Consider the following 13,168-nt stretch of genomic DNA (forward strand, 5'->3'; position numbering starts at 1 on the left):
CGCGGGCCGCGCGTCACGCCGTGGCATTCTCGACTGCGGCGGCCCCGGGTCGTGAGTGGCCGATCGCGCAGTTCCCCGCGCCCCTGCCGGGGCGCTGCGGTGGCGCGGGCCGCGCGTCGCGCCGTGGCACTTCTCGATTGCGGCGGCCGCGGGTCGTGAGTGGCTGATCACGCAGTTCCCCGCGCCCCTGCCGGGGCGCTGCGGCGGGCGGAGACGGCGAGATCACGCCAAGATCCGGGCTCGGCTCAGCCCTCGCACCCGGCACGCGCCCCAGCCCCCTCCTCACGCGTCAGCCCCGCAGAAGGCCGTCCGTCGCCGCCCACGCCCCCGCCCTGCCCACGCGCACCCGCCCTCCCGCCGCCGTGGGCAGGCGTTCCGCAGGGCGGAACGGGTGGGCACGGCCAGGAGCGCCGGGTGCCGGTTCAGGGGCGCCCACTGGTGTGATGTCCGCTGCCCCGGGACCTGTCACGTGCCGCCCCGCTGGTGTGATGTTCGCCGCTCCCCCGGGTAGGACTGTGCAGCAACGTTACTCGTAAGTAGCATGGTCGTAAGCAAGCGCTCAGCGTCCCGCACTCTGGAGGAGAGCCATCGTGCCTCGTACCCTCAGGGACGTCGTCTTCGTCGACGGCGTCCGCACCCCGTTCGGCAAGGCGGGCCCGAAGGGCATCTACCATGAGACCCGCGCCGACGACCTCGTCGTCAAGGCGATCCGGGAGCTGCTGCGCCGCAACCCCGGCCTGGACCCGAAGAAGATCGACGAGGTCGCCATCGCCGCGACCACGCAGATCGGCGACCAGGGGCTGACCCTCGGCCGCACGGCCGGCATCCTCGCGGGCCTGCCGCAGTCCGTGCCGGGCTACTCCATCGACCGCATGTGCGCCGGTGCGCTGACGGCAGTCACCACCACCGCCGGTTCGATCGCCTTCGGCGCCTACGACGCCGTCATCGCCGGTGGCGTCGAGCACATGGGCCGCCACCCGATGGGCGAGGGCGTGGACCCCAACCCCCGCTTCGTGAGCGAGAAGCTGGTCGACGAGTCCGCCCTGTTCATGGGCATGACCGCGGAGAACCTGCATGACCGCTACCCGCAGATCACCAAGCTGCGCGCCGACGAGTACGCGGTGCGCTCGCAGGAGAAGGCCGCGAAGGCGTACGCCAACGGCAAGATCCAGCAGGACCTGGTCCCGATCTCGGTGCGCCGCACCAGCCCCGAGGCCAGCGAGACCGGCTGGGGTCTGGTCACCGCCGACGAGCCGATGCGCCCCAGCACCACCCTGGAGAACCTCTCCGGCCTGAAGACGCCGTTCCGCGTGCACGGCCGGGTCACCGCGGGCAACGCGGCCGGCCTGAACGACGGCGCCACCGCGTCGATCATCGCGAGCGAGGACTTCGCCCGCGAGAACGGCCTGCCGGTCAAGATGCGCCTGGTGTCGTACGCCTTCGCGGGCGTCGAGCCGGAGGTCATGGGCTACGGCCCGATCCCGGCCACGGAGAAGGCCCTCGCCAAGGCGGGCCTGAGCATCTCCGACATCGGCCTGTTCGAGATCAACGAGGCCTTCGCCGTCCAGGTCCTATCGCTGCTCGACCACTACGGCATCGCGGACGACGACGCGCGCGTGAACCAGTACGGCGGCGCCATCGCCTTCGGTCACCCGCTGGCCTCCTCCGGTGTCCGCCTGATGACCCAGCTCGCCCGCCAGTTCGAGGAGCAGCCCGAGGTCCGCTACGGCATCACCACCATGTGCGTCGGCTTCGGCATGGGCGCGACCGTCATCTGGGAGAACCCGCACTTCGCCGGAGGCAACAAGTGAGCACCGCTGAACTCCTGAAGGGCGCGGCCGAGCTGTTCGCGGACGAGGTCGTCACCGCGGCGCAGGTACGCCACTTCGATTTGCCGTTCGGCGCCGGGCGCTTCGCGCTCATCACGCTGGACAACGGCTTCGACCACACCAAGCCGACCACCTTCGGACCGCAGTCGCTCGCGAACCTCAACACCGCGATCGACCAGGTGGAGAAGGAGGCCGCGGACGGTTCGATCGTCGGCGTCGGCATCACCGGCAAGCCGTTCATCTTCGCGGTCGGCGCCGACCTCAAGGGCGTCGAGCTGCTGAAGAAGCACGAGGACGCGCTGGCCATCGGCAAGGGCGGCCACGAGGTCTTCAAGCGCCTGTCCGCCCTGGCGGTCCCGAGCTTCGCCTACTACAACGGCGCGGCGATGGGCGGCGGCGTCGAGGTCGGCCTGCACTGCTCCTACCGGACCGTCTCCAAGGCGATCCCGGCGTTCTCGCTGCCCGAGGTCTTCCTCGGCCTGGTGCCCGGCTGGGGCGGCTGCGCGCTGCTGCCCAACCTGATCGGCGCCGAGAAGGCCGTCTCGGTCATCATCGAGAACTCGCTGAACCAGAACAAGCAGCTGGGGGGCAAGCAGGTCTTCGAACTCGGCATCGCCGACGCGCTGTTCGAAGGCGCCGACTTCCTGGAGCAGTCGCTGCTGTGGACCGCGCAGGTCCTCAAGGGCGACGTCAAGGTGGAGCGCCCGGCGATCGACCGCGGCGAGGGCTGGGACCAGGCCGTCGCCAAGGGCCGGTTCATCGCGGACTCCAAGGTGCACGGCGCGGCCCCGGCCGCCTACCGCGCCCTGGACATCATCGCCGCCGCCAAGAACGGCGACCTGCAGCAGGGCTTCGACGCCGAGGACCAGGCGCTCGCCGACCTCATCATGGGCGGCGAACTGCGGGCCGGCATCTACTCGTTCAACCTCGTCCAGAAGCGCGGCAAGCGTCCCGCCGGCGCCCCGGACAAGAACCTGGCCCGCCCGGTCACCAAGGTCGGCGTGGTCGGCGCGGGCCTGATGGCCTCGCAGCTCGCCCTGCTCTTCCTGCGCCGCCTGGAGGTTCCGGTCGTCCTCACGGACATCGACCAGGAGCGCGTCGACAAGGGTGTGGGCTACGTCCACGCCGAGATCGACAAGCTGCTCGGCAAGGGCCGTGTCAACCAGGACAAGGCCAACCGCCTCAAGGCGCTGGTGACCGGCGTCCTGGACAAGGCCGAGGGCTTCTCGGACGCCGACTTCGTCATCGAGGCGGTGTTCGAGGAGATCGGTGTCAAGCAGCAGGTGTTCGCGGAGGTCGAGGCGGTCGCCCCGGCGCACGCGATCCTCGCCACCAACACCTCCTCGCTCTCGGTGTCGGAGATGGCGTCGAAGCTGAAGCACCCCGAGCGGGTCGTCGGCTTCCACTTCTTCAACCCGGTCGCGATCCTGCCGCTGCTGGAGATCGTCCGCGGCGAGCAGACCGACGACGCCTCGCTGGCCACCGCGTTCGCCGTGGCCAAGAAGCTGAAGAAGACCGCGGTCCTGGTGAAGGACGCCCCGGCGTTCGTCGTGAACCGTATCCTGACCCGCTTCATGGGCGAGATCCAGAACGTCATCGACGAGGGCACGACGGTCGAGGTCGCGGAGAAGGCGATCGAGCCGCTCGGCCTGCCGATGTCCCCGCTGGTCCTGCTGGAGCTGGTCGGCCCCGCGATCGGTCTGCACGTCTCGGAGACCCTCAACCGGGCCTTCCCGGACCGCTTCACGGTCTCCCCCAACCTGGCGGCCGTCGTCAAGGCCGGCAAGCGCGGCTTCTACGTCTACGACAGCGGCAAGCCCGAGCTGGACCCGGAGGTCGCCGCACTGCTGCAGCAGGGCGACTCCGTCCTCACCGAGGAGCAGGTCCGGACCCGGGTCCTGGACGCGGTGGCGCAGGAGATCGGTCTGATGCTCGACGAGGGCGTCGTCGCCGAGGCCCAGGACATCGACCTGTGCCTGATCACCGGCGCCGGCTGGCCCTTCCACCTGGGCGGCATCACCCCGTACCTGGACCGCGAGGGCGTCTCGGAACGCGTCAACGGCAAGAAGTTCCTCCAGCCGGGCGTGGCGTCGGTTCCGGCGTAATGCGCGCACGCGCGTGAAAGGGGGCCTCGCGGCAGCGGGGCCCCCTTTCCGACTGCCGGTGGCGTGCGTCTCAGCCGGCGAGCACGCCGGGCGCGGCGTACAGATCGCCGATGTAGACGGTGACCTGTCCCCTGGTCAGGCGGCCGTCCCCGTCGTCGAGGGTGTAGGCGAAGCGGTCGTATCCGCCCTGGCCGGGGGACGGGGTGTAGACGACGGCGCCGTCGGGCTCGACGGCGGTGACGCCGCGCAGCGCCGGCCCCACTCCGACGAGGCGGACCCGTTCCCCCAGGCCCTCGGTGAGTCCGTGGAGCACTCCGCGGTGGCCGGGCGCCACCTTCAGTACACGGCCCTGCCGGGGCAGCGGGGCGACCCGGTAGCCGTACTGCTTCACCGAGTGCGTGCTGCTGGTCAGGCTCGACCCGCCATGGGCGATGATGCCCGCCCGCACCTGCGGGATGAGGACGGCGCCGGACGGCACGTCGTGGTGGACCGTGGCCGTGAACCGCGCGACGCGGAAGCCGCCCGCCTCCACGGAGGTGGCGTACCGGTCTCCGGCGGGCAGCAGACTGATCCCGGCCAGCCGGCCGACGCCCACCGCACGTTCGAAGGGCTGGCTCATCACATAGCCGTAGTAGCGGTGGCCCGGTCCCTCGGGGTGCAGGGCGAGGGCGAAGCGGACCTCCTGCCCGGGCGTCAGCGGCAGCTGGGGATCGGCGCTCGCCGTCAGCTCGACCGTCAGCCGGATCTGTGGGGCGTCCTGCTGGACCGCGTGCACGCGGGCGAGGAGGAACGGCTCGGTCTGCTGCTCGGTCAGCACGGTTCCCGGTGTCACAGTGTGTCTCCTTGTCCGTTTGACCGTGCTCTGACCATGGCCGCGTGCTCGGCGTCGTCCATCCATCCGAGTGCCTGTGGCGGGAACGCCGGCACATCGAGTGCGGTCACCCAGTGCGGCGGGACGATCTGCCGGGACGCCAGCTGGTGGGCGACGAACCGCGCGCAGGCCACGGCACCTTCGGGCCGCAGATGCGTACTGTCCTCGATGCCCTCGGGGTAGTTCGGGTGCTGCCCGGGGGCCAGGTACATGAACAGGTCGCACGTGCCTTGGGGTCCGAGCTGCGCCCACCATTCGAGGCTCTGGGCGTACAGGTCGACGTAGGGGGTCGCTGTCTCCGCGGCCAGCTCGCGCTTGGCCATCGGGTACTCCCCGAACACCTGCCGCAGGTTGCCGTGTTCGTCCCAGGTACAGCGCTCGTGCGAGCTGACCAGTACCGGGTGCGCACCTCGGTCGCGGGCCCCGTCGACGAAGGCGCGCAGATGGCGCTGGTAGTCGTGGAACGCCTCGGTGCGCCATTCCTTCTCCGGCTTGTGGTCGATCAGGCCGAAGGAGGTGACGAGGTAGTCGTCGGGCCTGAGCCGCTCCAGGATCCAGGCGAGCCGGCCGCGCTCGGCGAAGGTGCGCGAACTGGCTCCGGCCCGGGCGCAGTTGACGATCTCGGCCGCGCCGGTGAAGAACAGCGGGAGCATCTGGCCCCATCCGGCCATGGGGGCCCTGCTGATCTCGCGCGTGCACACGCTCGAGTCACCGGCGAGAAAGATGCGGTAGGGGCTTCCGTCAGGCCGCATCGACCCACCTCGTCGACGCGGTGACGCCACTCGGCTCCAGCGCGCCCAGGGGGCCGTCCGGAGCGAGCTCCGCCGCGGGTGCCGTACCGAGGGCCTCGATCGCGTCGTAGACCCGCTGGCAGTTGCCGCCGCCGCGGTGCATGAAGAAGCTCTCGACCCGCGCCTGGTGGAGCGGCTCCACGGTGAAGCCCCGCTGCATCACGGCGATGATCTGGTCCACGGCCGCCTCGACGGTCCGGCACACCGGGCCGAAGCCGTCCTCGGAGAGGTCGAAGTAGCCGCGCTTGTAGTGGCGTCCGTAGAAGTCCTCCTCGTCGAAGGGGACGTGGACCAGCGGGATGCCCATGTAGGCCACGTCGAAGAAGACCGATGAGTAGTCGGTCACCATCAGCGAGCACTCCTTCATCGCCTGCTGCACGTTGCGCGTGCTCGGGTCGGCGACGTGGATGGACGAGGAGGACAGCTGGAAGGTGTGCAGGTACGGCCTGATCTCGTAGTGGGGGAAGAACTCCAGATCGACCCCGAAGTGCTCCAGTGCTTCGCCGAGGCGCGGGTTCGCCAGCAGCGACCGGTAGAAGCGGTAGTACTCGGACTGCGTGAAGCTGGTCTTCGCGGGACCGGCGGCCTTCTTGTACGAGGCGGTGACGATCCACTGGCGCCAGGTCGGCATCAGCAGGATCCGGGGGCGTTCCAGGGGCTCCTGCCGCAGCGCGTCGAACCGCGGGAGCCCCGCGAGGACCGCCCGGTCGCCGTAACCCGCCTCCAGCGCGAGGAACTCTCGCTCCTGGTGGCCGGTGGTGACGATCATGTCGTAGCTGGTGATCCGCTGGTCGACACCCGTGGTGACGTCGTTGTAGATGATGCCGTGCTGCAGGAACACCCGCTGGTACTTGAGGAGTTCGCCGAACCGGTGCAGGAACAACACCTTCCGGTAGCCCTTGGGCAGCAGGTAGGACTCCGAGTCGTAGGAGCCGATCAGCTTGGTCGCGTGCAGCAGGTACACACGGTGCTTGAAGGAGTCGAGCTTGATCACCTGCCCGTAGGGGGCGACCTTCGCGTAGTCGGCGGAGTCCCCGTCGATGACGTAGTAGATCTTGTGGCGCTTCCGGTTGGTCCGCATCCACGTGAAGAAGTGGTACGAGTTGTCCTGGGCCGTGTCGGAGCGTTCGCCGATGAGCCAGATCTCGCGGCGGTTGAGCAACGGGAACGTGAGCCAGTACATCAGCCGCATGCGCCAGCCGGGGTTGCGCATCCTGAGGATGCGGATCTCGCGCTTGGCACGCCACAGTGTGTGCTTGAGGCGTGCACCCGGGCCACGATCGACGAGGCGCAGGTTCAGGGCGTCACGGGCGGCGATGGTCAGCATGTAGCGGTAGGCGCCGACCCGCCCCTGGCCCTTGAGCCGGTGCAGTGGCAGGCGGGCCTTCATCACGACGTTGCGCTGCCGGCTGTCGTCGACGCGGTGCACCCTGAGGCGGAAGTCACCGATGCCGAAGCCGCCCTCGGCCAGCACCTCGGCGGGTATCTCGGCATACCAGCCGGCGTAGAGGTCGCGCTGGTTGCGGGCGTTCCACAGGTCCCGGCGATAGACCTGCCGCAGGGGCACGGCCACCTTGTGCTCCCGCGTCTGGTACACGAACTCCAGGCGGTTGAGCAGCGGTCCGGTGATATCCATACCGGGGAAGGCCATGCAGCCCTCGACGACGAGTACGTCGTCCCGGCTGCGTACGGACTCGACGACCACGTTGGGATCGGCGATCCGCGCGGTGCTGGTGGCGAGGGATCCGCCGGGGAAGGTCCGGTAGAAGCCCTCGTCGTCGATCTCCACCGCGAGCGGCGCGGCTTCCAGGGCGGGAGCCGGGTCGCAGAACAGTTCGAAGTTGCCGCTCTTGGCCGCGTAGTGGTCGATCTGCTGGGCGGCGTTGGTGGCGAACTCGAGGATGACGTCGTCGGGGATCTGCGCGTAGTGGCGGTGGATGTCACGGAACATCTCGGCCAGCTGCGAGCGGTTCATGACGTTGCGCGCGTTGCACAGGAAGCCCTTGTACGTGCGGGCCACATACCGGTGGAACATGTGCCGGATCGCGTCGCGTTCCTCGGCGGTGTAGTTCAGCAGGAAGTGGTTGAGGCGCAGGTGGTCCCGGTAGTTCGCGGGCTTGCTCCACAGCGAGTCCATGATGGACGAGCCGTCGGGCCGGCCGCGGTAGTAGTACACCGGGGCGTCGACCAGGCTGATGCCCCGGGAGCGCAGCATGGCCGGCAGCGTCAGCCACGAGTCCTCGAAGTGCACACCCTCGCCGAACCGGAGGCCCAGCCGGCGCAGCAGATCGGTGCTGAACAGCTTGTTGCACGCCGAGCCGCTGAAGATCAGGTCGGGGGTGTCCGCGAGGTCGTTGACGACCTGGTCGCCGTCGCCGAAGTACTTCTTCCAGGGGCCGTAGGGACGATCGGGGAAGTTCACGAGGTCGCCGACGGCGATCTCGGTGTGGTCGCGGCGGACGGCCTGGAGCATCAGGTACAGGGCATCCGGGCCGAGGATGTCGTCGGAGTCGAGGAACGTGACGTACGGTGCCGTGACATGGGCGAGGCCGTTGTTGCGGGCGTTGCCCAGTCCGCCGTTCTGCTGGTGGACGACGGTGACGTTGGCGTAGTACTGGGCGAAGTGGTCGAGGATCCGCGGCGTCTCGTCGGTGGCGCCGTCGTCGACCAGGATGACCTGGGTGGCTGCGAAGCCGCGTTGCGCGGCGATCGAGCCCAGGCAGTCGTCCAGGTACTTGGCGACGTTGTAGCACGGCACGACGACGGCCAGTTCGAAGCGGTGGGTCAGCGAGGGGATCGGGGAGTGGATCCGGTCGCGCCACCACATCCACGGGGCGTTCGGATCGTTCTGTTCCGACTCGAAGGTGCGGCTGCCGACCCGCGCGGAGCGGAAGGCGAGGTTGTCGCTGACCGTGCGGTAGCCCTCGAACTCCTCGCCGTCGCGCTCGAAGCGCAGCCCGTCCAGGTCGATGTCGCGCACGTTGAGCGCGGACCGGGACCGGCTGCGGTTCCACTCCACGACGACCGAGACGTTCCACACCGTGTCGTCGGCGAGGTCGTCGCCGAGCAGGCGGGCGAGGTCGGCGGTGCCCGAGAAGCGGACGTGGCGGTCGTCGACGGAGACCTTCGGGACCGGGACCAGGACGTCCTGCTTGGTGTGCCGGTTGCGCACCGCCAGGGACAGGGAGAGGGAGTCGCCGGCGGAGATCCGGCCGAAGCGGTTGACGAGCTCGCCGGTGTAGGACGCTTCCGTGCCGTCGACCCGCCAGTTCGTCAGCTGGGCGAAGAGCGGCACCTGGGAGACGGGCGCCGCGGCGAGGCCCAGTTCGGTGACGTCCAGCATGCGGCGCGCGCCGGGGAGGTGCAGGTGGTCGGCGGACCAGTAGACCCGCCCGTCCTCCTCCACCAGGTGGGAGGAGAACACGCTCTTGCGCCGGGTGTAGTCGAGCGTGGTGAGGGCGGCCTCGATCTCCTCGTACCGCAGCAGGTAGGCGCGTACCCGGTCGACGGGGCCGCACAGCTCGAACGCCTCATCGTCGATGGAGAAGAGGTAGGAACTGACGATGCCGGCGAAGCGCTGCTGGAACTCCGCGTCGCCCTCGGACAGGGCCCGCATGTACAGGCGCAGGTCGTGCGAGAGGAACTTCGAGTCCTTGCGGACCTTCAGCGCCCACAGGCCCCGTTCCAGCAGGAACCGGTCGGTGGCCCGGTGCACGGCGATCCGGTCGGTGATGCTGCGCAGTTCACGGGTGCGCCCGGTGATGGAGGAGCCGTCCGGTTCCCACAGCCACCGGTAGACGGGTTCGGTGATGAGGGTGATGCCCCGGGCGAGACAGCCCGCGACGGTGGAGAAGTACGTGTCCTCGTAGAAGACGCCCTCGGGGAACCACACGCCGGCCGAGCGCAGGAACTCCACGTTGTAGAGCTTGGCGGCGGCGATGGGGTCGGACAGCAGCGGGGGGAAGTCCTCCAGGTTCGCCACCGTGCGGCTCATCGCGTAGACCTCGGGCGCCCAGGGCTCGGACTCGCCGGTGGCCCGGTTGACCCGCAGTGCCTTGCCCGCCGTGATGTCGCTGCCGGTCTCCAGCGCGCTCTCGACCAGCCGCTCGCAGGCGCGGGGCGGCAGTTCGTCGTCGGCGTCCAGGAACATCACCCAGCGCCCCTCCGCCTGGGCTATGCCCCAGTTGCGGGGGGCGCCGACGCCGCCGCTGTTCTCCCGGCGGCGCAGTACGCGCACCCGGGGGGTTGTGCCCGGCGAAGTTGGCCACCACTTCCAGGGTGCCGTCGGTCGACGCGTCGTCGACGACGATCACCTCGACCGATTCGTAGGTCTGGTTGACGGCCGACTGAAGGGCCTTGCCGATGGTGGTGGCCGCGTTGTACGCGGGGATGACCACCGTGACCCAGTAGTTCTCGCCGTCCTGTGTCTGTCTCATGGGGACTCGTCCTGCAGATGGGGTCATCGCGAGTTCTCCCGGGCCCCGGTGCTGCCGTACGCGTCGCCGGGTGCCGCCTGCTGGAACCGGGTGAGCGGCATGGTGTCCCCGAGCTGCCGCGGCATGGCGGGCAGTGAGTAGGGGTCCTGGGAGAGGTCGTGCTCATGGGGGGTGACGTTCGGCTGCGGGTAGGGCCAGAAGCCGGGGTCGTCCTCCGGCTCCGGCGCCTGGTACCGCTCGTCGGCCAGCAGCGCCTCCTGCGCGGCCCGCCGGTGGCGGCCCCGGTGCAGGTGCGCCGCGATGGTGCCCGCGGTCGTCGGCGTGGGGTCCAGTTCCTCCATGACGCGGGTGAAGTCACGCGTGGAGAGCCAGAACTTGTACATGATGATCAGTTCGAAGAGCATCAGCAGCGCCGCCGAGACGGCGGTCGTCCAGAGGATCCTCCCGGTCACCGGGCCCACGATGAAGATGAACATCTGGAACTCGATGCCGCTGATCAGGTGCGGGCGGATCCGGGTGCGCAGCAGCGCCCGGCGGATCCTGATGTACCAGGGGAACTGACCGCGGAACTGTTCGTGCAGGTCGATCACGTTGCCGGCGCCGGCCTCGGCGCGGAGGGTCTCGGCCGGGGTGCCGGGGTTGTCCCGCAGCAGGTCCTCCATGAAGACGACCTGCTGGTCGTCCTCGGCGCCGGCCCGGGCCTCCTGCTCGGCGCGCTCGGCCTCGGCGCGCTCGGCCTCGGCGCGCTCCTTGGTGACCTTCTCGATCTTGGCCCGCATCGACATGCGCATCTTGTAGACCTGCAGCGCGTCGACGTACCGGAGCATGTCGAGGAAGACCACGACGAGTGCGGCGAGGAGGTGCCGCTCGTCGTCCGTGCGCAGGAACTGTCCGCCCATCAGGGCCAGGGCGCAGAACAGCACTCGGATGCGGTCGAAGACGTAGTCGAGCCAGCCGCCGAAGACGGTGCCGTTGCCTTTGAGGCGTGCCAGCTTCCCGTCGATGCAGTCGAGGATGAAGCTCAGGTGGTAGAGCGCCGCGCCGATGAGGAGCGACTGCTGGTCGCCCTTGAGGAAGAAGCCGGCCGATCCGAGTCCGACGACGAGGGCCGCCCAGGTCACCCGGTTGGGCGTGATGAAGCGGAACCGGGCGATGACGAGCAGCAGTCGGGTGGCGACGGGGTCGACCAGGAACACGGTCCACCAGGCATCGCGCTTCTTGCAGGTAAGTTTTTGGACAGCCCGCAGCGACAGCTTGGCCATAACCCCTCAGACACGAACACCGACATGACAGGACATAAGCCCCGTGGCCGCGTCGGTGCGCCGCAGGGATCGCGCAGGTGAGAGCCGCTTTCACAAGAAACTCACACGGGCGACGGGAATCTTAACAAAATCACACCTAGATATGACGGGTAGTGATTCCCCACGGTCGCGACGTTGATCACATGGTTGCCTGTACAACTTTTTTGCGCCGTCACGTGTCGCATCCCCGACCGTCTTGAAACAGTCGGTCAGCCGTGAGCCGCTCCGCGGGGGTTCACCCGCCCGTGGGCCGCCAGTCACCGAAGGCGAGACCGCCCTCGGGCTCCCGCCGGAAGGCCACCACGGGCCCGTCGCCGGCCGTCCACGCTCCCAGAGCGAGTCTCCCGTCGCGGCTCACCGCCGCCGCCGGGCCCCGGTACGAGGGGGCGGCCAGGTCCTGCCACCACACCCCGAGATCCGGCCGCCCCTCGGGATGGGCGCCCACCGAGCAGGTGCCCCCCGGGCCGGGACGGACCAGGACGGAGTACGGCCATCCGTCCACCTCCACGTGCCGCGCCATGGCCAGCGGCCCGCTCCCCTCCGCCTCGCCCAGCGGGCACGGCCCCGGAGCGCCGGGGTGCCACACCGACGCCTCACCGGTGCGCGCGTCGCGGAACAGAACCGCGCCCGGCTCCGCGGCCGGTGCCCAGGTGCCCGGCCGGGCCGCGAACGGAACCGTCCGGTCCTCTGCCCAGGCGCCGTTGGCACCCTGGTACCACCGGACCACCGCGGCGGAGTCACGCGCCCGCGCGAAGACCTCGACCCGGCCGTCGCCCGACGTCACCGCGAGGAGGTCGTCGGCGACGCGGACACCACCGAGGTGCCGCCACGCCGCCCAGGTACCGTCGGCCGACCGGCAGCGGTAGCTGATGCTGTGCCCGAAATTGCGGACGAACACGAACAGATTGCCCGCGGTGTCGAAGGCGGCCGTCGGGAACCCGACTTCGCGTCCCTTCTCCCTCGCCGCGCTGTTCGGTCCGCCGAGCGCGAGCCAGGGTGTCAGCGGACGGCCCACCCGGTACTGGGCCGCCTGCACGACCTCGACGTCCGCGCCGCCGTCCGCGCGGACGGTCCGGCGCAGCCCGAACAGGTGCGGGAACCCGTGCGGATCCGGTACGACGCACAGGCCCGGCAGCAGCCCCGGGCCCTCCACGGTCTCCGGTCCCCGCCACCGGTCCGGCTCCTCCTGCCACCAGCGCACGACTCCCCCGGCCGTGGAAGCGAAGGCCGTCAGCCGTCCGTCGAAGCCGGCGGACAGCCAGTTCACCGGGTCGGGGTAGCGCCTGCACGCGGCGGCGCCGAGCCCTGGATCCGCTCCGGCGCGGTGGCAGTCGACGAACAGGGGCCGGCCGGTCTCCCGTTGCCAGGCGCGGGCCGCCGCCAGAGCCTGCTCCGCGCTCCGCGCGTGCGCCCGCGGAACACCGTGGGACGGCACGCCGGTCTCGTCCACGGCGACATGTGCGGGATCGGGGTCCAGGGTGTGCAGCCGGTGCGGACCGATCGCGCGCAGTTCTCCGAGCAGCGCGGCCACGGCGTCGCCCGGGCCGGTGCCCAGGACACGGACGCCGCCCAGCACCCGGCAGCCACGCGTCGTGGCCTCTGCGAGCGCCCGATCGAGCGCCGCGCGCGTGTCCTTGGTCCCCTCCCCGAGACAGACCGCCGCGATCTGCGCCCCGGGCGGCTGCAGCCCGACGAGCGGCACGGCGTCGGCGGGCTCGGGAACGACCACGGCGACCGTGTGCGTCGGCGCCGACGGGCCGGCGGCGGTGACTCCCTGCCGGCGGTCTGTCCTACGCGTCATGCCGTCACGTCCCTCTGGCCGGCGGCGGAAACCG

The 13,168-nt window shown here is 70.1% G+C and carries 7 protein-coding genes; 2 read left to right on the forward strand and 5 right to left on the reverse strand.

Translation table 11 applies throughout. The features are described from left to right. Positions 1-590 precede the first annotated feature (590 nt). A complete protein-coding gene (locus DBP14_RS05830) occupies positions 591-1,811 on the forward strand; it encodes an acetyl-CoA C-acyltransferase (protein WP_129305968.1) in 1,221 nt (406 codons plus the stop codon). Further along, entirely contained in the window at positions 1,808-3,934 is a 2,127-nt protein-coding gene (locus tag DBP14_RS05835) for a 3-hydroxyacyl-CoA dehydrogenase NAD-binding domain-containing protein (protein WP_129305969.1), read from the forward strand. The genes DBP14_RS05830 and DBP14_RS05835 overlap by 4 nt, the downstream gene beginning before the upstream one ends. Positions 3,935-4,004: 70 nt before the next feature. Here DBP14_RS05835 and DBP14_RS05840 read toward each other — a convergent pair whose 3' ends face one another. From DBP14_RS05840 to DBP14_RS05865, 5 genes are all read right to left on the reverse strand, one after another. Next, positions 4,005-4,766 carry an Ig-like domain-containing protein gene (locus DBP14_RS05840; protein WP_241740818.1) on the reverse strand — a complete coding sequence of 254 codons (762 nt, stop codon included), beginning with the start codon at positions 4,764-4,766 and terminating at the stop codon, positions 4,005-4,007. Next, on the reverse strand, positions 4,763-5,557 hold the full coding sequence (locus DBP14_RS05845; RefSeq protein WP_129305970.1) for a rhamnogalacturonan acetylesterase: 795 nt from the start codon (positions 5,555-5,557) through the stop codon (positions 4,763-4,765). The genes DBP14_RS05840 and DBP14_RS05845 overlap by 4 nt, the downstream gene beginning before the upstream one ends. Continuing rightward, complete coding sequence (locus DBP14_RS05850) at positions 5,547-9,833, reverse strand: glycosyltransferase (protein WP_129305971.1); 4,287 nt, start codon at positions 9,831-9,833, stop codon at positions 5,547-5,549. The genes DBP14_RS05845 and DBP14_RS05850 overlap by 11 nt, the downstream gene beginning before the upstream one ends. A 222-nt stretch (positions 9,834-10,055) precedes the next feature. Beyond that, entirely contained in the window at positions 10,056-11,294 is a 1,239-nt protein-coding gene (locus DBP14_RS05860) for a CDP-alcohol phosphatidyltransferase family protein (protein WP_129305972.1), read from the reverse strand. Positions 11,295-11,568: 274 nt separating this feature from the next. Beyond that, the gene (locus tag DBP14_RS05865) at positions 11,569-13,134 is read right to left on the reverse strand and encodes a hypothetical protein (RefSeq protein ID WP_129305973.1); all 1,566 of its coding nucleotides are present in this window, start codon (positions 13,132-13,134) and stop codon (positions 11,569-11,571) included. Positions 13,135-13,168 lie beyond the last annotated feature (34 nt).

This window comes from Streptomyces sp. L2 (assembly GCF_004124325.1).
Classification (GTDB): domain Bacteria; phylum Actinomycetota; class Actinomycetes; order Streptomycetales; family Streptomycetaceae; genus Streptomyces.

Excerpts from the sequence above, each read along its gene's own strand:
- DBP14_RS05845 (WP_129305970.1), bottom strand. The coding sequence starts at position 5,557 with ATGCGGCCTGACGGAAGCCCCTACCGCATCTTTCTCGCCGGTGACTCG.
- DBP14_RS05860 (WP_129305972.1), bottom strand. The coding sequence starts at position 11,294 with ATGGCCAAGCTGTCGCTGCGGGCTGTCCAAAAACTTACCTGCAAGAAG.
- DBP14_RS05865 (WP_129305973.1), bottom strand. The coding sequence starts at position 13,134 with ATGACGCGTAGGACAGACCGCCGGCAGGGAGTCACCGCCGCCGGCCCG.